We start from the raw sequence: 26271 nt of genomic DNA, 5'->3' as shown, positions 1-26271 counted from the left end.
CGTAGGGGATCTGCGTACTGTCCCTGACATATATCCCGCTGCGCTGGGATATATTTTCGACCAACAATATACGATGCTTATGGTGATTAAATAAGGGATAAGCGCATTAGGAGCTATTAATCATTGTGAAGACAATATGAGTAAATAATGTTGATATTGTGATGGTGTTATTCATTTTATTAATTTAACAACTCTGTGGGTTATTTTTATCATTTTCTATCCTGTTGTTTTACAGCATTAATCTAAAAATGGCAGGGTTATTTAATATTATCAACTTGATAATGAATCTCATTTCTAATAACGTGGTAAAGCACAATAATCATATTCAGGGCTGATCGGTAAACGCTATCTAAGAATAGTGCGGAACGCGTATTTCTTCATTTTTGATAAGGCGAAAATTTATATTCTGGCCGCAGGCTATTGCTATCCCGTTCATTGACCGGGAGGGGCTTCGCTACGCCGGAACCAGGCAGTCAGTGCTACGCATGGAAATGATGACCGTTGTTTATCTGAATGATGGAAGTGCCGCGCCCCGGCAGCAACAAAGAAAACAGGGCATATTTCATGAAACAATACTCAAACTACTCGTTGGCCGTGCTCATTCACGCGGCTATCTGGGGAGTGGTGTTACCTGCGCAGGCCGCCGATAGCAGCACCTCAAAAGAGACGAAGACCGCCAGTACCTCCACCGCTGCGCCAGAGAACGAAGAGACCATGGTGGTCACCGCCGCCAAACAGACCTTACAGGCTCCTGGCGTATCAACGCTGACCGCCGATGAGATCCGTAAACACCCGCCAGCCCGCGATATTTCAGAACTTATTCGCACCCAGCCAGGGGTGAACCTCACCGGTAACTCAACCAGCGGCCAGCGTGGCAACAACCGACAAATCGATATTCGCGGCATGGGGCCTGAAAATACCTTAATCCTGATCGACGGTAAGCCGGTCACCAGCCGCAACTCGGTGCGCTATGGCTGGCGTGGCGATCGGGATACTCGCGGCGATACCGGCTGGGTGCCGGCGGAGATGATCGATCACATTGACGTGGTGCGCGGCCCTGCGGCGGCACGCTATGGCAACGGCGCCATGGGGGGGGTAGTGAATATCATCACCAAACCGGTGAATAACGAATGGCATGGTTCCTGGAACACCTACATGAATGCGCCTCAGCATCGCAAAGAGGGGTCGACCAAACGCACCAACTTCAGCCTTGAAGGACCGATGTCGGACAGCGTCAGTTTTAATTTATGGGGCAACCTGAGTAAGACTCAGGCCGACGCCCAGGACATTAACTCGGGTCATGAGGCCGATCGTACCGGCACCTACGCCGGCTCTTACCCGGCCGGGCGCGAAGGGGTGGTTAATAAGGATATCCACGGCAAGGTGCGCTGGGAGTTTGCGCCGATGCAGGCGCTGGAGTTCGAAACCGGCTACAGCCGTCAGGGCAACCTCTATGCGGGGGATACGCAGAACACCAACACCAGTACGCTGGTGAAAAGCATGTACGGCAAAGAGACCAACCGGATTTACCGGCAGACCTACGGCATCACCTGGACCGGCGGCTGGGATAACGGCGTGACCAGTAACAGCTATGCGCAGTACGAACATACGCGCAACTCGCGGATGAATGAAGGGCTGGCGGGGGGCACCGAAGGGATCTTCTCCAGCAACGAATTCTCGGATATCGATCTCGCGGATGTGTTGTTGCACAGCGAGGTCAACATACCGTTTACGCTGGGGTTCGAGCAGAACCTGACGCTGGGCACCGAATGGAACCAGCAGCGGATGAAAGATGGCACCTCGACGTCGCAGTCGCTCTCTTACGGTTCAATCGACGGCATTTCGACGTCCGGGCGTACGCCTTACAGCAGCGCTGAAATTTTCTCGCTGTTTACCGAAGACAATATCGCGCTGACCGACAGCACCATGCTGACGCCGGCCCTGCGCTTCGACCACCACAGCATCGTCGGGAATAACTGGAGCCCATCGCTGAACTTGTCCCAGGGGCTGAGCGATGACTGGACTCTGAAACTCGGCATTGCACGCGCCTATAAAGCGCCGAACCTCTATCAGCTCAACCCCAACTACATTCTGTACAGCAACGGCCAGGGGTGCTACGCCAGCAGCTCTGCCTGCTATCTGATGGGTAACAGCGACCTGAAGGCCGAGACCAGCGTCAACAAAGAGATTGGCATTGAGTACAAGCACGAAGGCTATCAGGCCGGGATCACCTGGTTCCGTAACGACTACCACAATAAAATTGAGTCCGGGTATTCGGCCGTCGGCACGGCCAGCAACGGGACCACCAATATCTACCAGTGGGAGAACGTTCCTAAAGCGCTGGTAGAGGGGCTGGAAGGGTCGTTAAATGTGCCGGTAGGCGACACGGTCAACTGGAGCAACAACCTGACCTGGATGCTGCAAAGCAAGAACAAAACCACCGGTGACCGACTGTCGGTGATCCCGGAGTTTACCCTTAACTCGACGCTGAGCTGGCAGGTTCGCGAGGACTTCTCGCTGCAAAGCACCTTTACCTGGTACGGACGCCAGAAACCAAAACGCTTCAATTACAAAGGCGAGCCGGTGTCGGGTAGCGAGCTGAACGAGCTGAGCCCGTACAGCATCGTCGGGATGAGCGCGACCTGGGATGTGAACAAAAACCTCAGCCTGACCAGCGGCATCGATAACCTCTTTGATATTCGCCACTATCGTGCCGGGAATGCGCAAACCACCGGGAACGCCACCACCGGAGCCTATTTATACGGTGCCGGGGCTGAAACCTATAATGAGTCCGGACGGACGTTCTATGTCAGCGTAAATACCCATTTCTAATCGTTGACCGCCAGGCCGGGAAGGTGACAGCTCCCGGCCTGTTATTTCCATCCCCGAACGTGTCATCTGCAGATGACATCAGGATTGCAAACAAATATGCCGGCGAAATTGTGTCGGGGTCACCGAATAATATTTCTTAAATGTCCGGTTAAATGCACTGAGGTCTTCGTATCCGGCCATAATGCAAATATCCACAATGCGAAATTCGGGTTGTCTTTGTAATAAATCACGGCATAACAACATCCGCTGCTGTCGAATATACTCCATCGGTGACATGTTAAAATGATGGCGAAACAGACGGAAAAGGTGCCACTCTGAGTACCCGGAAAATACGCTTAGCGCGTTCACGGTGAGTTTTTTCTCGAGGTTGTTTTTTATCCAGCGCACCAGCTCGTTCAGGACGGACTGCTGGATCTCATTTTTACGCATGATGCATGCTCATTCGGGACTGCGGCCCCTGCGCCACAGGGTAAGCGGCGGCGGGTAGCCTGGTAAATGCCTCACCTTCCATGGTAAGGCGCCACTACTTTTCTATTAGATACAACAATTGGCTTGCTGTGATGCTCCCATTAGCCTCTGACACTTTATTCTGTGAATTTGAGGAAAATATGAAGGATTCATACAAATTATCTCTTTGATATAGTGTGGGAATGACCGTGACTTCTGCATAATTTATTCAAGATCTCTTCATTTTAATTTCGGTTTTTCAGGGTAAATTGCCCCTGTTCCTGGTTTATTCCAGAGGGCATCATTCCTAACAAGATCATTTCCCCCTTTCATCCCATTTAGAAAGGGGGCTTTTTGTTTTATAAATTACAAAAGTCATAGTGATATTTATTCTGTCCGTAAGGTGTTGCTCTGACTGCGGCGGCAGAACGAAGTTCCGTTAATTTTTTATTTTTTCACCATTCTCTAACATCCATTTTTTCTCCATTGTTTCACCATAATGACGTGTAATTCTGCGCCGTACTTACGCAAATCCCAGCAGAATTCTGCTATCGCCAAATATCTCTTAGACAAAACGTCCATGCTAAAGAAAACTAATATTATTGTCGGGCTATTACTTTCGCCATTTACGCTTTACGCATCAACCACCTATACCGTTGATGATATTCGTTTTGAGGGGTTGCAGCGCGTTACCGTCGGGGCAGCGCTCTTAAGCATGCCGATCCATACCGGAGAACCGGTTTCTAATGATGATATTAGCGAATCGGTGCGTGCGTTATATGCCAGCGGTAACTTTGAGAATGTGCAGATCCTGCGCGATGGCAGCACGCTGGTGGTGCAGGTGAAGGAGCGGCCGACGATTGCGAAGCTCAGCTTTTCAGGCAACAAATCAGTTAAGGATGATGCCCTGAAAGATAACCTGGCAGCCAGCGGGATCACCGAGGGAAGCGCGCTGGACCGCAACGCGATCAGTGAGATAGAAAAAGGGCTGCAGGATTTCTACTACAGCGTCGGGAAATACAGTGCCCAGGTTCATGCGGTCGTCACGCCGCTGCCGCGTAATCGCGTCGATTTAAAATTTGTGTTTCAGGAAGGGATCTCCGCAACGATTGCCCAGATTAATATCATTGGCAACCACGCGTTTTCTGAGGAGACGCTGCTGGACCAGCTGCAGTTGCGGGACCATATTCCGTGGTGGAACGTGGTCGGCGACAAAAAATACCAGAAGCAAAAAATGGAAGCCGACCTTGAGGCTCTGCGCAGCTATTATCTCGATCGTGGCTATGCACGCTTTACCATTAATTCCAGCCAGGTCAGCATCACCCCGGATAAAAAATCACTGTACCTCACGGTCAATATTTCCGAAGGCGAACGCTATAAGGTCACTCGTACCATCGTCAGTGGTGAAATGGCCACCCATGGCCAGGAAATAGAAGCGTTAGCGCAGCCTTTGTCCGGCACATGGTATAGCGGGGCAGGTATTACCGGCGTTGAAAATAGTATCAAAAAGCGCTTTGGCAAATACGGCTATGCCTGGCCACAGGTGACGACGAGTCCGGAAATCGATGATGCCCAAAAGAGCGTGATCCTGCACATTAACGTTGATGCCGGGCGTCGTTATTCCGTACGCCAGATCCGTTTCACCGGGAATGACACCTCGCGTGATGCCGTCCTGCGTCGTGAGATGCGGCAAATGGAAGGCGCGTGGCTCAACGACGAGAAAGTCCAGCAGGGCAAAGAGCGGCTGGATCGCACCGGTTATTTTGAGACGGTGGATAAAAGTATCGTACCGGTATCCGGCAGTCCGGATCAGGTCGATGTAGTCTATAAAGTGAAGGAGCGTAATACCGGGTCGTTTAACGTCGGTCTGGGTTACGGTACCGACAGCGGTATCAGCTATCAGCTTGGCGTGACTCAGGATAACTGGTTGGGCACCGGCAACAGCGTCACGTTTAACGGGACGCGCAGCAGCTATCAGTCCTACCTTGAGCTGGGCATGACCGACCCCTATTTTACCGTGGATGGCGTAAGCCTCGGCGGCAAAATTTTCTATAACAGCTATGACGCCTCCGACGCGGATACCGGGAGTTATAACCAGCAAAGCTACGGGCTGGGCAGCAGCCTTGGTTTCCCCATTAGCGAAAATAACTCGCTGAGCCTCGGCCTGGATTATGTCCATAACAAGCTGACTAATATGGAACCGGAGCTGACAACGTGGAATTACCTGAATTCACGCGGTATTTATCCGAATGTGGTCACAGAAGACGGCAACAGCGGGGCTGAATTTAGCGCCAACGACTTCTTTGTCAGTCTGGGGTGGGGCTACAATAACCTCGACCGTGGGTTTTTCCCCCGCGCCGGGAATAAAAGCAGCCTGAGCGGAAAAGTCACCGTACCGGGTTCCGATAACAGCTATTACAAAATCACTCTCGATACCACGCAGTATGTACCGCTTGATGAGGGGAAAAACTGGGTCTGGATGGAGCATCTGAAAGCGGGCTATGCCGGCGGCCTGAACGGCAATACGGTACCGTTTTACGACAGCTTCTACGCCGGAGGCTCAACTTCGGTGCGTGGCTTCTCTTCCAACACCATTGGCCCGAAAGCGGCTTATTATAACTGCAGTGGCTCTGAAAGCAGCTATAGCAGCTGCCCGTTGGACAGCTCTACCGATGCAGTGGGCGGCAATGCCGTGGTCGTACTCAACAGTGAATTCATTATTCCGACACCGTTTATCAACGATAAATATGCCGACAGTTTACGCACTTCGCTGTTTGTCGATGCGGGCACGGTCTGGAGTACGACCTGGAAAAATACCGCCCAGACAGAGGCGGCCGGGCTCCTGGATTATAGCGATCCGATGCATATCCGGATGTCGGCGGGGATTGCGGTACAGTGGATGTCACCATTAGGCCCGCTGGTATTCTCGTGGGCTGAACCCTTCAAAAAATACAGCGGTGATGAGACCGAGCAATTCCAGTTTAATATCGGGAAAACCTGGTAAAGGGCTACCGGCGACACGGTGGGCCAGGGAAGGCCCGTCGTCTACGCTCATGAGCACCGGGTGCTGACAGGATCTTATTTGTAAATATATACCTGGCACTTTTTCTTATTATGTCTATATCCCTTTCACCTCTACGTATTTTATATTAGAACGCTTACCCCGCATTGAGTAGGTTAGTTTTATGGTCACTTGTCCTGCATCACAATAATGCTCCGTGAACTTGCGGTTAAATATCATGTTTGCTATCACTATGGTGATGCTGTTTAAAATGGCAACCAAAGGATGCAATATGAAATGGACGGTTCAGAACACCATCATCTGCCCACATTCAGGGGTGGCATTTTCGAGTATCTCTGGCTTACGTTTTTTAAAATTCATCATATGGTATGAGGCTGATATTTTATTGCTGCCGGGTGAATCCATGAAACTGTATTCATCGAAGGTATTAGTTAATGATAAATATCACTATATTAACATTTATAATATCTCAACCTATAGCCATACGCAGTGGGAGACGTTGCGAGAGCGGCCATCTTGCCCCTATGAATTTGGGGCGACGATGCGTGATGGGTGTTGCTATCAGCCACATTGTGCGGTCAAACGATGCCCTGGCAGTTTACACTATCAGCCCCAGAGCTAACGGCAAAAGCATTAGCTGTTCGGGGTCTCACAGATAAAGTAGGGCGTATTGGTTGACATAAACAGCCATGATCCATGTTTTATTTTAATAATCCGGATGATAAACGCATCTTCATTTTTCATTCCGGTAAAGAACGGCGGCAAGATCTCATCGAATTTATGATCGGTTAAGGGTATTTGCGAACGGATATCTTCACCACTATTTTTAAAAATGTAGATATCATTTTTATCCTTGGTGTAAGAGATATGCTTCCTGATGCTGATGTTATCTACGACATCACCATTTTTCCCGGTGAAGGTCATCAGGCCATCTCCCTTGCTGGCAAAGAAGGTGACCGAGAAAGCGTATTTCTCATTGCCATTGATAATGGACAGCGCCGATGTACAGTTAATGGTGTCATCATCATCGGGCGAGTACAGATAATAGCAGGCAATACTTATTGCCACGATGAGAACGCTGCTACTGATAATTTTTATTATTTTTCGTGTTTTCATAGTCTGTTATTTTAAGTAGTAGTCAGAGATACAGTACGATTTTTTATTAGATGCGATGGGGTATCGACAGGAGATCACCGAGGTCCTGCTCGAAGGATAGTGATTGGTCATATAAAAAACCCGGCCATCTGAGCACGTAATGTGATGTGCTTTAAGAAAATCGAGATAGAACGTATCAAACCGCAAATCTTCATTGCGGTAGATTTTACAGTTATTCGCCGCGCTGATCAGGGTATACGCGGTGAAAGGCGCATCGCCGGTGGTGTGTTGATCGAAGTCGATATGTAATAGCACAATCAGCAACGATATTATCCCAGCCAGGGCCCAGCGAGCTTTTTTATTCATCAGCGATGTGTTGAGAACCGCGAGCATCGCGACAGGTTTGACATTGTCATTCGCGGGCGCTGGCGCTGGCGCAGGAGTGGATGCTGGCGCGATCTCTTCGTGACTATTGTGTACGGTTATCAGCGCCTGCGTGTCCTGCGATGTATCGCTATCAGTTTCACCACTACTTACTTCTTGCTGAATCAAAATACTGGTCTCATCAGCAATCATAAATCCCCGCTTGGGAATGGTTTGAATCAGCGTGCCATTCACCTCCAGGCGATTTAACGATTTACGCAGCAAAGAGATATTTTGATGTAGGGTATTTGGTGTGACGTTCATCCCCCTTTCTCCCCAGGCATTTTGTAGTAGCTCGGCCTGAGTGACAATTCTACCCTTGTTTTTAATTAATAAATAAAAGCAAAGGCTTGCAGGTATTGCCAGAGTGATATTTTTATCGGTCTTTATCGCGTGAAGAGTATGTGTTGCTGGATTGAATTTCAGCACGTTGTCGATAACGTAGATAGTATCCATATATATTTTCTTATTGTGAGAATAGTTACCACTGTGTCATTTATCTGGTGTTTGATGCCAGCGATACTAGCACCAAAGCGTAGATCTGACATTCGTCCATGACTAAGAATAATCTTAATCCAGCAATAGGTATGTTATAAAGATGCTTTTAAATGTTAAATTTCATGGTATTTATTCAGTATAATCAATTTGTTATGATTTTACAAAAATCCAACAGATGTGAATTTTATGCACTTCATGATTTTATGAGTAATAAAAATTAAGCGTTGCGTTTACTATTTGTGTATCAGAACTAACGGCCTTACCGTACCAAAAATAACGGTGATGTTTTGTCACTGTTTATAAAAGAAAAGTAAAAATACTGGCATGAGCATTTGCTCTCTTGGGTGAATGGTTCTCAGACGAATTGTTCAACGGATTATTTACTGTACTCGAAGGAATAGAGGCACTGTCATCATGGCTGCATTGATCGTAACCGATAACTATTTCTATTTACAGGGACTGTTGAATATTGCCAATGATGACTATTTTGTTGACTGGATCGACAATGTTGATAGCGAGTTTGCACGCTTCCAGTGTAAAAGACTGAGTGCGGAAGACTATGTGATTATCCATTTTTCGCAGATAGATAAAATGCTCTGTGCGTATCGCTTCTATTTATCGAATAGCCCGGCGAAGGTCATCGTGGCACCCGATGCGAAATTTGTCAGTGATGTTTCTGACATCAATAATATCTGTTTTTTATCGGCAAATGCGAGCGTTAAAACGGTTGAGAGCATCCTTAATCTTAATAAGTTTAAAGTCAGGAAACGGAATCTCACCGAGCGTGAAGAAAAAATAATGGCACTGATGCTCACCGGAAATGTGACTCATGACGTTTCTGAAATCCTCGGGCTGAGTATCAAAACGGTGAGCTTACATAAAAGTAATACCAGTAATAAGGTCGGGTTGTTAAATAATAACACAGTGACGATATTGAAATTAATGCGTTTTATATTGCCAGCATCAGGGCGCAACATCGCTTTTATTTGAATGTCACCAGGCGGATGCTGAGGTTATTGTATTTTCTGCCCGCCGGCCAACGCATATTTAGAATTAATTGAACCTCTGTACTTAAAAACCTCCGGTTTTTAAGCGGACATACTCCATAAAGTGCTATGGAACAGTACGGGCGATAAAACGCCTTTTATTATTATCAGGTGATGAATATGAAATTGAAAATGTTAGCAGCAGCGCTGGTTACTACTTTTTGTGTGGGCGCGGTTCAGGCAGCAGATGTGACGGCTCAGGCCATGGCAACCTGGTCGGCAACGGCGAAGAAAGATACCACCAGCAAGCTGGTTGTCACTCCTCTTGGCAGCCTGGCTTTCCAGTATGCCGAAGGGATCAAAGGCTTTAACTCGCAGAAAGGGCTGTTTGATGTCGCAATCGAAGGCGATGCCACAGCGACGGCATTTAAACTGACTTCTCGTCTGATTACCAACACCCTGACCCAGCTGGATACCTCCGGTTCTACGCTGAACGTCGGCGTTGATTACAACGGTACTGCCGTTGAGAAATCTGGCGATACCATCATGATTGACACCGCCAACGGTGTACTGGGTGGCAACCTCAGCGCGCTGGCTAACGGTTACAACCAGGCTGGCCGTGCGACTGCTCAGGATGGTTTTAACTTCTCCATCATCAGCGGCACCACCGATGGTACCACTGCCGTCACCGATTACAGCACGCTGCCGGAAGGGATCTGGAGCGGGGACGTCAGCGTTCAGTTCGACGCGACCTGGACCAGCTGATTCCTCTGTCACACCGGGCAGGGGGTTTTCCCCCTGCTTATTTCACGGACTGAATTCCTATGAAAAACCGCATTCTGGCTATCAGCCTCTATTTTTGCGCCATCATGCCGGCTCTGGCGCTGGATGTCGGCGATATCTCCTCCTTTATGAACAGCGGCAGCAGTGTCCTCAGCAAAGAGATCAAAAACACCACCGAGAGCGGGCGTCTCATCAATATTCATATCGAACGTCTCTCCTCGCCGCTTGAAGGGGCCAGCGTGATCCCGATGGAGGTGCAGGGTGAAGTGTTGCTCACCCCGGCCAGCCTGCTGTTACCCGCACAGAGCAGCGATGCCATCCGCTTTTTCTACAAGGGACCGGCAGACGATAAAGAGCGCTACTACCGCATCGTCTGGTTCGATCAGGCGTTAAGCGATGCGCAGCGTGACAGTACGACCCGCAGCGCGGTTGCCACGGCTTCAGCGCGTATCGGGACCATCCTGGTCGTCGCGCCGCGAAAAGTGAATTTTCAACATCAGTATGCCAATGGAAAGCTGGTGAACACCGGCAATGCCACGCTGCGCATCCTGGCGTATGGCCCCTGCCTGAAGCCGGCAGATGGCAAAGAATGCAAAGAAAACTATTTCCTCATGCCCGGTAAAGAGCGCCGTTTCACCCGCGTGAATGTTGCCGATAAAAAAGGACGGATTGCACTCTGGCAGGGCGAGCAGTTTGTTCCTGTAAAATAACAATTGTGCTGGCGGGATAAGGTTATGCCTTTACGACGGATTTCCCCTGAGCTGAAAATGCTCGTTGCCTATGGTATGGCCATTCTTGTTGTTCCGTTTAGCGTGAATGCTGCCCCTCAGCAGGTGCAGCAAATCGGTGGCGTGGTGATCCCACAGGCATTCCGTCAGGCGTTACAGGACGGGATGAGCATCCCGCTGTTTCTGCACCTGGAAGGCAGTCAGGGGAACCAGAACGATCAGCGGCTCGGTAGCGCGTTTATCTGGCTGGACAACGGCGCGCTGCGCATTCGCCATATTCAGCTGGAAGAGCGCGAAGACAACGCCAGCGTCAACGAATCCACCCGGAAAATGTTGACCACCCTGGCGAATGAATCCTTCGACGGCGACCTGCATATTACGCTTACGGCAGATGCTCAGCTGCAGCTCAGCCTGCGCCAGCTGCTGCTGCAACTGGTGGTGAAACGCGCCGCGCTGGGAACCGTACTCCAGTCGCGTAGCGAAGACATCGGCCAGTCCAGCGTCAACCATATCAGCAGCAGCCTGACCTATAACCTCGGCGTCTATAACAATCAGATGCGCAACGGCGACAACAGCACCTCCAGCTATCTGTCATTGAATAACGTGAGCTCACTGCGCGAACACCATATCGTGCTGGATGGCTCGCTGTACGGCGCCGGCACCAGCAGTCAGGATAGCGAAATTTATAAAGCCATGTATGAGCGCGATTTCGCCGGGCATCGTTTTGCCGGCGGGATGCTGGATACGTGGAATTTACAATCCCTGGGGCCGATGACCGCCATTTCCGCCGGCAAAATCTATGGTGCCTCGTGGGGAAACCAGGCCAGCTCCACGGTGTTTGATAACTCCCAGTCGGCCACGCCGATCGTCGCGTTCTTACCGGCGGCGGGTGAAGTGCATTTGTCGCGCGAAGGGCGCCTGTTGAGCGTGCAGAACTTTATGATGGGCAACCACGAAGTGGATACCCGGGGACTGCCCTACGGCATTTATGATGTTGACGTTGAAGTGATCGTCAATGGCCGGGTGGTAGGGAAACGCACGCAGCGGGTGAACAAGTTATTTAGCCGCGGACGCGGGGCGGGAGCCCCTCTGGCCTGGCAGCTGTGGGGCGGCAGTTTTCATATGGATCGCTGGTCAGAGAGCGGGAAAAAGACCAAACCCGCGAAAGAGAGCTGGCTGGCGGGGGCGTCCACTTCCGGTGCTGTCGGGACCTTCAGCTGGGCGGCAACCGGCTACGGCTACGATAACAACGCGGTCGCCGAGACGCGCCTGACGATGCCGCTGACGGAATCGATCAACGTTAACCTGCAAAATATGCTGGCCAGCGATAGCTCCTGGAGCAGCATCGGTAGCATCAGCGCCTCGTTGCCCGGTGGATTTAGCACGATCTGGGTGAACCAGGAAAAGACCGTTATCGGCGATAAACTGCGCCGCAGCGATGCCGATAACCGGGCCATTGGCGGGACGCTTAACCTGAACCCGCTATGGTCGAAACTGGGGACGTTTAGCCTCAGCTACAACGACGACCGCCGCTACCGCAGCCATTACTACACCGCCGATTATTACCAGACCCTCTTTAGCGGTGCTTTCGGCTCGCTGGGCCTGCGTGCGGGTATTCAGCGCTTTAACAACGGTAACAGCAGTAGCAGTACCGGAAAATATGTCGCGCTCGATTTCTCACTGCCGCTGGGCAACTGGTTCAGCGCCGGCATGACTCACCAGAACGGCTACACCATGGCCAACCTCGCCGCGCGAAAACAGTTTGATGAGGGGGTTGTGCGCACCCTCGGCGCCAATATTTCCCGGGCGATTTCCGGTGATACCGGCGATGACAAAACCTTGAGCGGCGGCGCCTATGCCCAGTTTGATACGCGCTATGCCAACGGTACGCTGAATATTAACAGCGGTGCCGACGGTTATGTAAACACCAACCTTACCGCCAACGGCAGCGTCGGCTGGCAGGGGCGCAATATCGCCGCCAGCGGGCGTACCGACGGCAACGCGGGGGTAATTTTCAACACCGGCCTTGATGACGACGGCAAGCTGAGCGCGAAGGTCAACGGGCGGGTTTATCAGCTGAGCGGCAAGCGCAACTATCTGCCGCTTTCCCCTTACAGCCGCTACGACGTTGAACTGCAGAACAGTAAAAACTCGCTCGACAGCTACGACATCGTCAGCAACCGCAAGAGCCGCCTGACGCTCTATCCGGGCAACGTGGCGGTGATCGAGCCGGAAGTGAAGCAGATGGTGACCGTTTCCGGACGCATTCGCGCCGAAGACGGCACGCTGCTGGCGAATGCGCATATCAATAACCACATTGGCCGTACGCGCACCGATAGCAGCGGCGGATTTGTAATGGATGTGGATAAAAAATTTCCGACGATAGATTTCACCTACGGCAACAACCAGAGCTGTGAAGTCGGACTGAACATCAGCCAGGCGCGCGGTGCGGTTTGGGTTGGCGATGTGGTGTGCGCTGGCCTGAAAACTTACGCCAGCACGCAGCAGGCAGGAGAAGGACATGAAAGTTAAAGGATTTGCGTTGATAGGCCTGGGGCTGGTGGCGCTATATGCCTCGCGAGCCGGGGCTGCAGTAACGAAAACAACCTGGGCGGATGCAGCGGCAGTGCAGTATGTGTTCGTAGAAAATAACTCGGATGATAACTTTTTCGTCACGCCGGGCGGCGTGCTGGACCCGCGTATGACCGGTGCCAGCCGCTGGACCGGGCTGAAATATACCGGCAGCGGCACCATCTATCAGCAGAGCCTGGGCTATATCGACAATGGCTATAATACCGGCCTTGTCGCCAACTGGCAGTTCGATATGTGGCTGGAAAACGCCCCGGTATCGTATCCCCTGAGCGGACTGCGCTGTATTAACTGGTATGCCGGCTGCGATATGGGTACCAGCCTGATTTTGCCGCAGGTCACCGATGCTAACGGTTTTTATGGCGCGAAAGTCACCTCCGGCGGGCAAAAATGGATGCACGGCATGATGTCGGACTCGTTCTATCAGTATCTCCAGCAGATGCCGGTGGGCGGTAGCATGTCGATGACCATCAATGCCTGTCAGACCTCCGTCGCCTACGATGCCACCAGCGGCGCACGTTGTAAGGACCAGGCATCCGGTGCCTGGTATGTGCGTAAAGTCACCCACACCAAAGCGGCAAGCTTAAAGCTCATCAATACGCACTCCTTGACCGAAGTGTTTATCAACAGCGATGGGATCCCGACGCTGGGGGAAGGAAATAGTAACTGTCAGGAGCAGACCATTGGCACCCGCAGCGGACTGAGCTGCAAGATGGTCGACTACGCGTTGCAGCATAACGGGCTGAGCAATACCTCGATCCATATCTTCCCGGCAATTAGCAACTCCTCGCTGGCCTCGGCGGTGGGTAGTTACGATATGCAGTTCAGCCTCAACGGCAACAGCTGGAAGCCGGTCAGCGGCACCGCTTACTACTATACCTTTAACGAAATGAAAGCCTCGGATTCGGTCTACATCTTCTTTTCCAGCAACTTCTTTAAGCAGATGGTGGCGCAGGGGATCAGCGATATCAACACCCAGGATCTGTTTAACTTTCGTTTCCAGAACACCACCTCGCCGGAGTCCGGCTGGTATGAGTTTTCCACCTCTAACTCGCTGATTATCAAGCCGCGTGATTTCAGCATCAGCATTATTTCGGATGAGTACACCAGTTCGCCATCGCGAGAAGGCAATGTCGGGGCCGGGGAGCCAGCGCTTGATTTTGGCTACATTGTGACCACCAGTGGCAGGACCGCCGCCGATGAGGTCCTGATTAAAGTGGACGGCCCGACGCAGTCCATTGCCGGTCGTTCGTACTGTCTTTTTAGCTCGGCAGATGGCACGGCAAAGGTGCCTTTCCCGGCGCAGCTCTCGCTGACCACCCAAAGTGGCGCGATCAAAACCTACGATGCCGGCTGCGATAGTCACTGGAACGATATGACGGATGCGCTGTGGCTGACGACGCCGTGGACCGATGCGTCCGGCGATGTTGGCGTGATGAATAAGACAACGGTTAAATTTTCCATCCCGATGAATGATGCGATCTCATTAAGAACCATTAATGACGAGGGCTGGTTTGGCGAAGTAAGTGCTTCAGGAGAGATTCATGTTCAGGCGACGTGGCGCAATATTAATTAAGCGGTTCAGAGTCGCCGGGTGGTTACTGCTGCTGGGGCTGCCGATGGTGAGCCAGGCGATTTCCGTCGGCAATCTGACCTTTTCGCTGGGGGCTGAGGCGCAATTTGTTGCTAAACGAGTCCTGAATAACAATAAGAGCGCGCGGCTGTATCAGGTCTCCGTGGTTGGTATCGACCGTCCTGGCGGCAATGAAGTGCGCTCCCGTCCTGCGGATGGCGAACTGCTGTTTGCCCCGCGCCAGCTGACGTTACAGGCCGGGCAGGGCGAGTATTTTAAATTTTATTATCATGGCCCACAGGATAACCGCGAACGTTATTACCGGGTGTCGTTTCGTGAAATCCCAACGCGCAATCGCGTCGCGCGTAATGCGGCGGGAGGAATGGTCGGTATCGACCCGGTCGTGGTGATGGAGACGATCCTGGTGGTGCGTCCGCGGCAGGTGCAGTTTCGCTGGGCCTTCGATCCCAAAGCGGGGAGTCTCAGCAACAGCGGCAATACCTGGTTTAAGCTGTTGATTAAACCCGGGTGCGACTCAACGGAAGAAGAGGGAGAGGCCTGGTATTTGCGGCCTGGAGATGTGCTTCGCCAGGCGGCACTGCGCCAGCCTGGCAATAAATATATTATCTACAACGATAAATTTATTAAGATATCAAAGGATTGCGAATAGACGACGTCAGCGCTTTTCGCTAGATGGTCTGGCAATCAGGTCATGACCATCGGCCATTGCGGCGGCGTCTGACTCATGACGTCAATCATCACGTCTTTGATATTGCCCCAGATTTTAGCGACGTCCAGCAGTGTGATACCCAGCAGGCCGGTGGCGAACCAGCAGGCCGCAGCCAGGCCAAGACAGCTGCAAATGACCGCTAAACCGGCATAGTCACTTTTACGTAGCTGAATGTTCATCGAGCTGGCCAAAAACATCAAAACCGCGCTCACTAGCGGCCAGCGCAACAGTATGACACTGGTAGTAATGGAAGCCATCAACCTCATCCTCAAAAAGATCGGGTGCCTTTGACAACCTGGCGAGACTGACGATGACGTGGCGCTCTGGCTATCTTTAGGCAATCAGGGGAGTAATGAAACAGTGTTCTTGTTTCACTAAGTTGTGTGAACTATATCACATTTGCTGTTTTATTCACCAGTCCAAAATGCGCGTTTTTTTATCTGTTTTTAAACCATATTATTGATATGGTTATTGGCGCGGTATCTGACTTATTATTTATGAACGTTATCTGCGGTTTTAATGATTTATTCTCGGCAATGATACGGATAAACCGAATTACTGAGTGGTCGGGTTCGCATAATGCCGAGAAAGTTTCTCGATTGCCCGCGAACTTAGTATTATTCATCATTATTGACGATGGGGTTTTTACACCAACTGGCTGATTGCTAAAAATAGTCACTGCTGTAAACAATGGGTGTGATCTTTTACCGTGATTAAGGCATATCGCATGGATAAACAACGGAAATGAATCGTCGCACGCTGCGCAAGCCCTTGCGTATATTGGGCCTTGCCCTGGTGGTCTTACTGCCCATCGTTCTGGCGCTGTGGTTTGCCCAGCTGAGAGCGAAAGCGGAAACCGGCGATCGCCTCCGTTCGTTCTCGCAGCTGGCGTTGCAAAAAACGGAGCTGGTGGTTGATGAGGTCGAGCTGGCACGTAAAAAGGCCTTGCAATATAAAGGGGTTATCTGTTCTCCCGAGCACCAGCAATATATGCTGGGGATCGTGCGCAGTCTGCTTTACGTCGATGATTTAATTTACGCTGACGGGACGCAGTTTGATTGTTCCACCTCGGTTCACCCGAAGACCCCGTGGCGAACGCCGGCGGCAAATTATACAAAAGCGCCCGATGTCGCTATTTACTATTATCGGGATACGCCTTTCTATCCTGGTTTTGCCATGACCTATATGCAAAAAGGGCACTACGTCGCGGTTATTAATCCTCTGTCCTACAGCTCCTTAATATCCAGCGATAAAGATTTAGCCTATGGCTTGTTCGATACCAAAACTAACCTCTTTTTCTCTACCAGCAAAAATGCTGATGCTGGGTTGCTGCACAGCCTGGTAGGACATGACAGCGCCTTATTCCGCCAGGATAACCGGGTCTATACCGTGGCTCGCTCCACCATTCGCCCCATCGCGGTGATCATGTCCACGTCGTACGCCAGCTATTATCAGGTCTTTTTCGATCAGCTCACCGTCACGCTGCCGCTGGGCTTTATTTGCAGCCTCCTGATTTTACTGGTCTGGTCGCGAACCCGTAAGCAATACGATTCCCCGCGCAATATGCTGCAGCGGGCGCTAAACCACCGCCAGTTGCGCCTGCACTACCAGCCCATTATCGATATTCAGCATAACCGCTGCGTGGGGGCCGAAGCGCTGCTGCGCTGGCCGGGATGTGAGGGGCCGGTGATGAGCCCGGCGGAGTTTATTCCGCTGGCGGAAAGCGAAGGGATGATCGCCCAGATTACCGACTATGTGGTGGATGAATTGTTTGCTGAACTGGGGGAGTTTCTCTCCCGCCATCCTCATCTGTATATCGCCATTAACCTGTCGGCCACGGATTTTTACTCATCAAGGCTGATCGCCAGAATCAGTGAAAAGGCCAGCAGCTACGCGGTAAGTATCGACCAGATTAAAATTGAAGTGACCGAGCGCGGGTTTATCGACGTGCACAAATCCATGCCGGTGATCCAGGCCTTCCGTGAAGCCGGGTATGAAATTGCCATTGATGATTTTGGCACCGGCTATTCAAACCTGCACAATCTCCACCTGCTGAACGTGGATATCCTCAAGATCGATAAGTCGTTTATCGATACGCTGACGACCAACAGCACCAGCTACATGATCGTCGAGCATATTATTGAAATGGCGCGCAGCCTGCATTTAAAGACCGTTGCCGAAGGGGTGGAAACGATAGAGCAGGTGAACTGGCTACAACAGCGTGGCGTGCAGTATTGCCAGGGCTGGCACTTTGCCAAAGCGATGCCGCCGCAGGAGTTCAGGCTGTGGCTGGCGAACGCGCCCAGGCTGCTCAGCCCCAGCGCCTGAAAGGTCAGGCAGAAATCTGATGGCGGTAGTCGCTAGGGGTACGATCGAACTCCCGGCGGAACACCCGTGAGAAGGTCTGCTGCGACACGTACCCCAGATCCATCGCAATATCAAAGATCGGTCGCTGCGTCGTTCTGAGCGCTTCCGCGGCCATCAGCAGCCGGCGCTGGCGGATGTAATCACCCAGCGTTTGATGCATCACGGCACGGAACATCCGCTGAAGATACCATTTCGAGTAACCCGATTTTCTGGCGACTACATCAATGTTAAGTGGTTGATCGATATGTTCATCAATCCATTCAATAAGCGTTTGGATAATATCCTGATGGGACATAAAGCGGCCTCTCTCAATTCTCGATTCGTCGTTTTGTCTGTGGGCGAGTATAATTCCTCAAGTTAACTTGAGGTAAAGCGCTTTATGGAAAAGAAATCGACCCGCATTAAAATGCTGCTGACCCCAGGCGAGGTGGCAAAACGTACCGGTGTTGCCGTCTCGGCTCTGCATTTCTACGAGAGCAAAGGGCTGATTCACAGCCAGCGCAATACCGGCAATCAGCGGCGCTATCGACGTGACGTGCTGCGCGCGGTGGCGATTATTAAAATTGCCCAGCGTATCGGTATCCCGCTGGCGACCATCGGCGATGCGTTTGGCGTATTGCCGGAGGGGCATAACCTGAGCGCCAAAGAGTGGAAGCAGCTCTCGTCGCAGTGGCGGGAAGAGCTGGACCGCCGCATCCATACCCTCACCGCGCTGCGCGATCAACTGGACGGCTGTATTGGTTGCGGTTGCCTGTCACGGCGCGACTGCCCGTTGCGTAACCCGGGAGATAAACTGGGCGAAGAGGGGACAGGGGCGCGACTGCTGGAAGATGACGTATAAAAACTAAAGCGCCACAACAGGGCGCTTTAGTTGTTTTCCGGTCTTTGTCTTTTACTCTATCCTACTGGTTCGCAGGAGGGTTTCCCCCGACGTCGACTCCCCTCAGTATTGCGCAAGATGTTGATGGAGGTTCCGGATTGCGTCGACAATTTAATTGTGGCACAGCCCCGTCATTTCACCGGTTTATTTCGCCGAAATTTTTCCGCCAATCGCCGTCAGTTCCTATAGTTAATTCGAACAACTGACGGGAGAATCTCCATGCTGACGGTGCATCACCTCAATCAATCGCGATCGCAGCGCGTGCTGTGGGCGCTTGAAGAACTCCAGCTGCCCTATCGCGTGGTCAGCTACCCGCGGCAAAAGAACATGCTGGCGCCCCCGGAACTGAAAAAGATCCATCCGCTTGGCAAATCGCCGGTGGTGGAAGATAACGGATACGTGCTGGCGGAGTCGGGCGCGATTCTGGAGTATTTGCAGGAAACCTACGATAGCGAACAGCAGTTCAGGCCGCAGGGGACCGCCGACAAGCTGCAATATCGCTTCTGGCTGCATTATGCCGAGGGGTCGCTGATGCCGCTGCTGTTGATGAAGCTGGTTTTTTCCAGCCTCGGCAAACCGCCGATCCCTCTCGGCATGCGAACGCTGGGTAACGTGCTGGGCAAGGGCGTGCAGAAAGCCTGGCTGGATCGACAAATTGCCACTCACGCCCACTATATAGAAGAGCATCTTGCCAGCCAGCCGTGGTTTGCGGGTGCCACGCTGAGCATGGCCGATATCCAGCTCAGTTTTCCGGTGATGGCGCTGCTGGCGCGCGGCGGTATTGCCGATTTGCCGCACATCCGGCGCTGGGTGCAGCAGGTGGAACAGCGTCCGGCCTGGCAACGAGCGATTGAACGCGGCGGTCCATTCACCCTGCCGGAGTGAAGTAGTGATTTTTGTGATGACCGCCAGGAATTGCTATCAGCGCAATGCAAAAATGTTACCGGATTGCGCATGGACGACAACGTTTGCGCATCGGCTGGTTATTTCGTGAGCGTCATAAGCAAAATTTAGCGAATTAGCGTAAACATCAGTTGAAAAGGCCCATCTAAAGGCTGGATAATCGTTTGCTTTTTTATTTTGCTCGCTATTTATCCCAGAAATAATTCGAGTTGCAGGACAACAATGCGCAGGCAACTTGAAGGATGACGGGTATATCCTCCTTTGCGGGGAGGTGGGTAAATTTATTCTGACCACCGTATTGTATGCGTGGAGTTAAACGTTTGCTTTTTGCAGCCCCCCTGGCGTTGCAAGCAGCACAAGGAGATCGCGTTTAACTGGCAGTGGATGGTCCATCACGTATGCAGACAAACGATAAAAATTTTCAGGGGACGTTTTCTATGTCTACGCCTTCAGCGCGTACCGGCGGTTCACTAGACGCCTGGTTTAAAATTTCAGCTCGTGGCAGCTCCGTTCGTCAGGAGATTGTCGCCGGTTTAACCACTTTTCTGGCGATGGTGTACTCGGTCATTGTTGTCCCAGGCATGCTGGGGAAAGCCGGGTTCCCTCCGGCCGCGGTGTTTGTTTCCACCTGTCTGGTCGCAGGCGTCGGCTCTCTGGTGATGGGCCTGTGGGCGAACCTGCCGCTGGCGATCGGTTGTGCTATCTCGCTGACCGCGTTTACCGCCTTCAGCCTGGTTCTGGGGCAGCACATCAGTATCCCGGTAGCGCTGGGTGCTGTATTCCTGATGGGTGTGCTGTTTACGGTGATCTCTGCCACCGGCATTCGTAGCTGGATCCTGCGCAATTTACCGCAGGGCGTTGCGCACGGTACCGGGATTGGTATCGGCCTGTTTCTGCTGCTGATCGCCGCTAACGGCGTGGGCCTGGTCATTAAAAACCCGCTGGACGGCCTGCCGGTCGCGCTGGGTAACTTCGACAGCTTCCCGGTGATCATGTCCCTGATTGGCCTGGCGGTGATTATTGGCCTGGAAAAAATGAAAGTCCCGGGCGGTATTCTGCTGACGATTATCGGCGTTTCTATTGTCGGCCTGATTTTTGACCCGAACGTCCACTTCTCCGGCATTTTCGCAATGCCTTCGCTGAGCGATGACAAAGGCAACTCGTTGATTGGCAGCCTGGACATTATGGGTGCGCTGAATCCGGTGGTACTGCCTAGCGTACTGGCGTTGGTGATGACCGCGGTGTTTGATGCGACCGGCACCATTCGTGCGGTGGCGGGTCAGGCCAACCTGCTGGATAAAGACGGGCAGATTATTAACGGCGGCAAAGCGCTGACCACCGACTCCCTGAGCAGCGTCTTCTCCGGCGTGGTTGGGGCAGCACCGGCGGCCGTATATATCGAATCAGCGGCAGGTACTGCGGCAGGCGGCAAAACCGGCCTTACCGCGGTGACCGTTGGCGTGCTGTTCCTGCTGATCCTGTTCCTCTCTCCGCTCTCTTATCTGGTCCCGGCGTATGCCACGGCTCCGGCGCTGATGTATGTCGGCCTGCTGATGCTGAGCAACGTTGCCAAAATCGACTTTAATGATTTCGTCGATGCGATGGCGGGTCTGATCACCGCGGTCTTTATCGTGCTGACCTGTAACATCGTGACCGGCATTATGATCGGTTTTGCCACCCTGGTGATTGGTCGTCTGGTCTCTGGTGAATGGCGTAAGCTGAACCTGGGCACCGTCATCATCGCCGCGGCGCTGGTGATCTTCTACGCCGGCGGGTGGGCTATTTAAGCTTTTCTTGCGGTCAACGGGCGGCTCAGGCCGCCTGTTTTATTTTTAAGCCACATCCGGTTTCCTTTTGCGTTAATCTGAGTAGCGTATCATCCAAAGACATGACGTCTCAGGTGTATATCCGTCATACTTCAAGTTGCATGAGCGTTGGCTGGTCCCGTTATTCGGCTCATCCATGAGCCTCACCCTTATCAGGGCCGCTGCTCGCAGCGTTCAAATCTGTTCCAGACAGATTTGTCACCCCAGTCACTTACTTCAGTAAGCTCCTGGGGATCCCCTGCGTCGCCGCCTGCCTGCAACTCGAATTATTTAGGGTATAAAATAATAAAATGTAGCGAACAGGGAACACATGGAAATATTCTTCACCATACTTATCATGACCCTCGTGGTCTCACTTTCCGGGGTGGTTACACGCGTACTGCCCTTCCAGGTTCCACTCCCATTAATGCAAATCGCCATTGGTGCGATGCTGGCGTGGCCGACCTTTGGTCTGCACGTTGAATTTGACCCCGAGCTCTTCCTGGTTCTGTTTATCCCGCCGCTGCTGTTTGCCGACGGCTGGAAGACGCCGACCCGCGAGTTTATTGAGCACGGCCGGGAAATCCTCGGGCTGGCGCTGGCGCTGGTGCTGGTAACAGTGGTGGGCATCGGCTTCCTGATTTACTGGATCGTTCCAGGTATTCCGCTGATTCCGGCATTTGCGCTGGCGGCGGTGCTGTCGCCGACCGATGCCGTTGCGCTGTCGGGCATCGTGGGTGAGGGACGCATCCCGAAAAAAATTATGGGGATCTTGCAGGGCGAGGCGTTGATGAACGATGCCTCCGGCCTGGTCTCGCTGAAATTTGCCGTCGCCGTGGCGATGGGGACGATGGTCTTTACCGTCGGCGGCGCGACAGTCGAATTCCTCAAGGTGGCGATCGGCGGCATCCTGGCCGGTTTTGTGGTCAGCTGGCTGTACGGGCGCTCGATGCGTTTCCTCAGCCGCTGGGGCGGCGACGAACCTGCCACGCAGATTGTCCTGCTGTTCCTGCTGCCGTTTGCCTCCTACCTGATCGCCGAACATATTGGCGTCTCCGGGATCCTGGCGGCGGTCGCGGCGGGGATGACCATTACCCGTTCCGGGGTGATGCGCACGGCACCGCTGGCGATGCGCCTGCGTGCGAACAGCACCTGGGCGATGCTGGAGTTCGTGTTTAACGGCATGGTGTTCCTGCTGTTGGGCCTGCAGCTGCCGGATATTCTGTCGACCTCGCTGGTGGCGGCCGAAGCTGACCCTAACGTTGAAACCTGGATGCTGTTTACCGACATTATCCTGATCTACGCGGCGCTGATGCTGGTGCGTTTTGGCTGGCTGTGGACGATGCGTAAATTAAGCCAACGCTTCCTGAAAAAGAAACCGATGGAGTTTGGTTCATGGACTACCCGTGAGCTGCTGATCTCCTCCGTCGCCGGGGTGCGCGGGGCGATTACGCTGGCCGGTGTCCTGTCGATTCCGCTGCTGTTGCCGGACGGCAACGTCTTCCCGGCACGTTATGAGCTGGTCTTTTTGGCGGCAGGGGTGATCCTGTTTTCGCTGTTTGTCGGCGTGATTGCGCTGCCGATTTTGCTGCGCCATATCGAGTCAAGCGACCACGTCCAGCAGCGTAAAGAGGAGCGACTGGCCCGCGCGGCGACCGCCGATGTTGCCATTGTCGCGATTCAGAAAATGGAGGAGCGACTGGCGGCGGATACCAAAGAGAATATCGATAACCAGCTGCTGACCGAAGTCAGCTCCAGGGTGATCGGCAACCTGCGCCGCCGCGTTGACGGGCGCAACGACGTCGAAACCTCAATCCTCGAAGAGCAGCTTGAACGGCGGTTCCGTCTGGCGGCGCTGCGTTCGGAACGCGGGGAGCTGTATCACCTGCGTGCGACCCGGCAGATCAGCAACGAGACGCTGCAGAAGCTGCTGCACGATCTGGACCTGCTGGAAGCGCTGTTAATCGAAGATCAGTAACGTTGTACCTGTTCCCCGGCGGCGCTGCGCTGACCGGGCTACAGGACGGTGCGGGTGGGGCGTCTGATGGTGCGCCCACCCATCCCGGTGGCGCTGCGCTGACCGGGCTACGGGTCTGTGCGGGTGGGGCGTCTGATGGTGCGCCCACCCATCCCGGTGGCGCTGCGCTGACCGGGCTACAGGGCGGTGCGGGTGGGGTGTCTGATGGTGCACCCCCCCATCCCGGTGGCGCTGCGCTGACCGGGCTACAGGACGGTGCGGGTGGGGGGCCTGATGGTGCGCCCACCCATCCCGGTGGCGCTGCGCTGACCGGGCTACGGGTCTGTGCGGGTGGGGCGTCTGATGGTGCAGCCACCCATCCCGGTGGCGCTGCGCTGACCGGGCTACAGGACGGTGCGGGTGGGGTGTCTGATGGTGCACCCATCCATCCCGGCGGCGCTGCGCTGACCGGGCTACGGGTCTGTTCACCTGCCCCGGTGGTGCTACGGGGCGGTTGATTGGGTAGCCCGGACAGGCGCAACGCGCCGCCTCCGGGGCCTTATTCCAGCCAGAAGGCCTTACTACATTCCAGCCACGCCTGGGCGCTGTGCGACAGATAAACCCCTTCCCGCCAGATCATCCCCAGCTCCCAGTGCAGCTCACTCTGCAACGGTATCCAGCAAAAATCCTGCGCATCGAGGCGTTCACAGATTGGCTGCGGCAGGATCGCCACGCCGATGCCCGCCTGCACCATCGCCGCCAGGAAATCCCACTGGCCGCTGCGCACCGCGATACGGGGCTTCACATCATGGTAGGTAAACAGCGCCATCAGCTGGCGGCTGAGGGCGAAATCTTCGTTATAAATCACCAGCGGATGGGCCGCGAGCGCCTCCGGTGACAGCGATTTAACCTGCGCCCATTGCTCTGTCCTTGGGGTCAGCACGCACAGCGGGTGGTTGAACAGCGGCAGGGTGCTCAGGCCGCTGTTCTCATCAACCGGCAGCGCCGTCATCGCAAGGTCCAGCTCACCGTTGCTCACCGCCTGCTGCACCGTCAGGCCGCCAAACTCCGAAATCTTCAGCTCGACGCCCGGGTAGCGCTGGCGAAACTGGCTGATAGGCTCGGCCATCAGCATCCCCACCATCGGTGGGATCCCCAGTCTCAGGATGCCTTTGTGGAGATGGTTAATATCGCTCAGCTCCGATTCCAGCTGATGAAACTCACCCAGAATCGCCTGTCCGCGTTCGAAAACCACCCGGCCGGTGTCGGTCAGCAGGAGCTTACGGCCATCGCGAATCAACAGGGTGCAGTTCAGCTCATCTTCCAGATTTTTGAGCATCTTGCTGATCGTGGGTTGCGTCACAAACAGTTTTTCCGCAGCGCGCGTAAAACTCTGCTGGCGCACCACCTCGACAAAATAGCGCAGCGTTCGGATATCCATAATTATTCCCAGAGACTATACCTGTGATGATTTTAATTCATTTCTGTCCGTTCCGGCGGCTCTCTATACTGCACACCTCGCTTCTTTTTCAGGAATTTCGCTCATGGCCTTCGCGCCAGCTCGTGTGACCCCCCTCGTTGTACAACGCCTTCAGGTACCCGTTCAGGTGCTTATTTATGCCGGATTGTTTGTCTGCGCTGACTATCTGGTGAACTGGCTGCATCTGCCCCTGCCGGCGAATCTGGTCGGCATGTTGCTGCTGCTGGCGTTAATCGTCTGCCGGGTGATCCCGTTAAACTGGGTGCGGGCAGGCTCCCGCTGGCTGCTGGCCGAGATGCTGCTGTTCTTTGTTCCGGCGGTGGTGGCGGTGGTGAATTACAGCCAGTTGCTGATGGTGGACGGCTGGCGAATCTTCCTGGTGATTGCCCTGAGTACCATGATGGTGCTGGGGGCCACCGCATGGGTGGTGGATAAGGTCTATCGCTATGAAATCAGCAGGATGAAGCATGAGTAATTTTCAACTGAGCCTGCTGTGTCTGATCGTTACGCTGGTACTCTATTTCGCCAATAAGCGCCTGTATCGCCGTTTTCACAAGCTGCCGCTGATGCCGCTGGTGTTTACCCCGTTGCTGCTGGTGCTGATCCTGGTCTTTGGCCACATTTCCTATCAAAACTACATGGGCGAAGCCCACTGGCTGTTATGGCTGCTGGGGCCGGCGACCATCGCGTTTGCGGTCCCGGTGTATGACAACCTGGCGGTGATTAAACGTCACTGGATGTCGCTGAGCGCCGGGGTGACCACCGCGGTGGTCGTGGCGGTAACCAGCTCGGTCTGGCTGGCCCGGCTGTTAACCCTGCCGGACGAGATCCAGCGCAGCCTGGCGGTGCGGTCGATCACCACGCCGTTTGCACTGGCGGCAGCCAAACCGATCGGCGGCCAGCCGGAGCTGGTGGCGCTGTTTGTGGTGATTACCGGCGTGTTTGGCATGGCGGTGGGGGATGTGCTGTTTATGCGGCTCGCCATTCGCGGCGGGATGGCAAAAGGGGCCGGTTTTGGCGCCGCATCTCACGGCGCGGGTACCGCGCGTTCGTATGAGCTAGGGCCACAGGAAGGGGTCGTCGCCAGCCTGGTGATGATGTTGTCCGGCGTGGTGACGGTGCTGGCAGCACCGTTGGTCGGCTGGTTGATGTTCTGAGTGGCCGATCGGGTCT

Annotated in this window: 23 protein-coding genes; 17 read left to right on the top strand and 6 right to left on the bottom strand. The window is 53.5% G+C overall.

Annotated features, from left to right (window positions below; translation table 11 throughout):
* Positions 1 to 564 precede the first annotated feature (564 nt).
* Positions 565 to 2832 carry a TonB-dependent siderophore receptor gene (locus HF679_RS16830; protein ID WP_154145177.1) on the top strand — a complete coding sequence of 756 codons (2268 nt, stop codon included), beginning with the start codon at positions 565 to 567 and terminating at the stop codon, positions 2830 to 2832.
* A gap of 78 nt (positions 2833 to 2910) precedes the next feature.
* Here the strand turns inward: HF679_RS16830 and HF679_RS16825 are convergent, their stop codons facing one another.
* On the bottom strand, positions 2911 to 3261 hold the full coding sequence (locus HF679_RS16825; RefSeq protein WP_123757754.1) for a helix-turn-helix transcriptional regulator: 351 nt from the start codon (positions 3259 to 3261) through the stop codon (positions 2911 to 2913).
* Positions 3262 to 3859: 598 nt separating this feature from the next.
* On the opposite strand from HF679_RS16825, the gene bamA reads away from it, so the two are divergent.
* Together bamA and iraM are read left to right on the top strand one after the other, a co-directional pair.
* Entirely contained in the window at positions 3860 to 6283 is a 2424-nt protein-coding gene (bamA, locus tag HF679_RS16820) for an outer membrane protein assembly factor BamA (protein WP_123757971.1), read from the top strand.
* A gap of 289 nt (positions 6284 to 6572) precedes the next feature.
* On the top strand, positions 6573 to 6923 hold the full coding sequence (gene iraM / locus HF679_RS16815) for an anti-adapter protein IraM (protein WP_154145178.1): 351 nt from the start codon (positions 6573 to 6575) through the stop codon (positions 6921 to 6923).
* Between the two features lie 11 nt (positions 6924 to 6934).
* Here iraM and HF679_RS24905 read toward each other — a convergent pair whose 3' ends face one another.
* Positions 6935 to 7417, bottom strand: a complete 483-nt coding sequence (locus HF679_RS24905; protein ID WP_227540163.1) for a hypothetical protein — start codon at positions 7415 to 7417, stop codon at positions 6935 to 6937.
* Positions 7418 to 7423: 6 nt separating this feature from the next.
* The gene (locus HF679_RS16805) at positions 7424 to 8275 is read right to left on the bottom strand and encodes a transcriptional regulator (RefSeq protein WP_123757755.1); all 852 of its coding nucleotides are present in this window, start codon (positions 8273 to 8275) and stop codon (positions 7424 to 7426) included.
* Positions 8276 to 8731: 456 nt separating this feature from the next.
* Here HF679_RS16805 and HF679_RS16800 point away from each other — a divergent pair, with 456 nt between their 5' ends.
* The 6 genes from HF679_RS16800 (at position 8732) to HF679_RS16775 (ending at position 15646) form a co-directional block, all read left to right on the top strand.
* On the top strand, positions 8732 to 9307 hold the full coding sequence (locus HF679_RS16800) for a LuxR C-terminal-related transcriptional regulator (protein ID WP_187042241.1): 576 nt from the start codon (positions 8732 to 8734) through the stop codon (positions 9305 to 9307).
* 176 nt (positions 9308 to 9483) lie between these two features.
* On the top strand, positions 9484 to 10068 hold the full coding sequence (locus HF679_RS16795; RefSeq protein WP_123757757.1) for a common pilus major fimbrillin subunit EcpA: 585 nt from the start codon (positions 9484 to 9486) through the stop codon (positions 10066 to 10068).
* A gap of 59 nt (positions 10069 to 10127) precedes the next feature.
* Positions 10128 to 10796, top strand: a complete 669-nt coding sequence (locus HF679_RS16790; protein ID WP_187042240.1) for a hypothetical protein — start codon at positions 10128 to 10130, stop codon at positions 10794 to 10796.
* A gap of 24 nt (positions 10797 to 10820) precedes the next feature.
* Positions 10821 to 13346 (top strand): fimbrial biogenesis outer membrane usher protein, encoded by a 2526-nt coding sequence (locus HF679_RS16785; protein WP_187042239.1) that lies wholly within the window; start codon positions 10821 to 10823, stop codon positions 13344 to 13346.
* The gene (locus tag HF679_RS16780; RefSeq protein WP_123757760.1) at positions 13336 to 14979 is read left to right on the top strand and encodes a hypothetical protein; all 1644 of its coding nucleotides are present in this window, start codon (positions 13336 to 13338) and stop codon (positions 14977 to 14979) included. Before HF679_RS16785 ends, HF679_RS16780 begins: the two co-directional genes overlap by 11 nt.
* Entirely contained in the window at positions 14948 to 15646 is a 699-nt protein-coding gene (locus HF679_RS16775) for a fimbria/pilus periplasmic chaperone (RefSeq protein ID WP_154145181.1), read from the top strand. The genes HF679_RS16780 and HF679_RS16775 overlap by 32 nt, the downstream gene beginning before the upstream one ends.
* Positions 15647 to 15681: 35 nt before the next feature.
* Here the strand turns inward: HF679_RS16775 and HF679_RS16770 are convergent, their stop codons facing one another.
* A complete protein-coding gene (locus tag HF679_RS16770; RefSeq protein WP_123757762.1) occupies positions 15682 to 15963 on the bottom strand; it encodes a YjcB family protein in 282 nt (93 codons plus the stop codon).
* 487 nt (positions 15964 to 16450) lie between these two features.
* Here HF679_RS16770 and HF679_RS16765 point away from each other — a divergent pair, with 487 nt between their 5' ends.
* Positions 16451 to 18034: an EAL domain-containing protein gene (locus HF679_RS16765; protein ID WP_187042238.1), complete on the top strand. Its 1584-nt coding sequence runs from the start codon at positions 16451 to 16453 to the stop codon at positions 18032 to 18034.
* Between the two features lie 4 nt (positions 18035 to 18038).
* Here the strand turns inward: HF679_RS16765 and soxS are convergent, their stop codons facing one another.
* The gene (gene soxS / locus HF679_RS16760; protein WP_123757764.1) at positions 18039 to 18368 is read right to left on the bottom strand and encodes a superoxide response transcriptional regulator SoxS; all 330 of its coding nucleotides are present in this window, start codon (positions 18366 to 18368) and stop codon (positions 18039 to 18041) included.
* Positions 18369 to 18452: 84 nt separating this feature from the next.
* On the opposite strand from soxS, the gene soxR reads away from it, so the two are divergent.
* The 5 genes from soxR to HF679_RS16735 all read left to right on the top strand — a co-directional run bounded on the left by soxR (position 18453) and on the right by HF679_RS16735 (position 24136).
* Entirely contained in the window at positions 18453 to 18914 is a 462-nt protein-coding gene (soxR, locus tag HF679_RS16755) for a redox-sensitive transcriptional activator SoxR (RefSeq protein ID WP_123757765.1), read from the top strand.
* A 258-nt stretch (positions 18915 to 19172) separates the two neighbouring features.
* Positions 19173 to 19838 carry a glutathione S-transferase family protein gene (locus HF679_RS16750; protein ID WP_123757766.1) on the top strand — a complete coding sequence of 222 codons (666 nt, stop codon included), beginning with the start codon at positions 19173 to 19175 and terminating at the stop codon, positions 19836 to 19838.
* Between the two features lie 455 nt (positions 19839 to 20293).
* On the top strand, positions 20294 to 21643 hold the full coding sequence (locus HF679_RS16745; protein ID WP_123757975.1) for an NCS2 family permease: 1350 nt from the start codon (positions 20294 to 20296) through the stop codon (positions 21641 to 21643).
* Positions 21644 to 21992: 349 nt separating this feature from the next.
* Positions 21993 to 23639 (top strand): Na+/H+ antiporter, encoded by a 1647-nt coding sequence (locus tag HF679_RS16740; protein ID WP_123757767.1) that lies wholly within the window; start codon positions 21993 to 21995, stop codon positions 23637 to 23639.
* A 2-nt stretch (positions 23640 to 23641) separates the two neighbouring features.
* Positions 23642 to 24136 (top strand): hypothetical protein, encoded by a 495-nt coding sequence (locus HF679_RS16735; protein ID WP_123757768.1) that lies wholly within the window; start codon positions 23642 to 23644, stop codon positions 24134 to 24136.
* Between the two features lie 41 nt (positions 24137 to 24177).
* Here the strand turns inward: HF679_RS16735 and HF679_RS16730 are convergent, their stop codons facing one another.
* Positions 24178 to 25059, bottom strand: a complete 882-nt coding sequence (locus HF679_RS16730; RefSeq protein WP_123757769.1) for a LysR family transcriptional regulator — start codon at positions 25057 to 25059, stop codon at positions 24178 to 24180.
* 103 nt (positions 25060 to 25162) lie between these two features.
* On the opposite strand from HF679_RS16730, the gene HF679_RS16725 reads away from it, so the two are divergent.
* A complete protein-coding gene (locus HF679_RS16725) occupies positions 25163 to 25573 on the top strand; it encodes a CidA/LrgA family protein (RefSeq protein WP_123757770.1) in 411 nt (136 codons plus the stop codon).
* Positions 25566 to 26255, top strand: a complete 690-nt coding sequence (locus HF679_RS16720) for an LrgB family protein (RefSeq protein WP_123757771.1) — start codon at positions 25566 to 25568, stop codon at positions 26253 to 26255. Before HF679_RS16725 ends, HF679_RS16720 begins: the two co-directional genes overlap by 8 nt.
* Positions 26256 to 26271: the final 16 nt, after the last annotated feature.

Source organism: Enterobacter sp. JUb54 (assembly GCF_014298075.1).
Taxonomy (GTDB): domain Bacteria; phylum Pseudomonadota; class Gammaproteobacteria; order Enterobacterales; family Enterobacteriaceae; genus Klebsiella; species Klebsiella lignicola.
The sequence above is the reverse complement of the archived record's forward strand: the minus strand, read 5'-3'. Positions and strand labels throughout refer to the sequence as shown.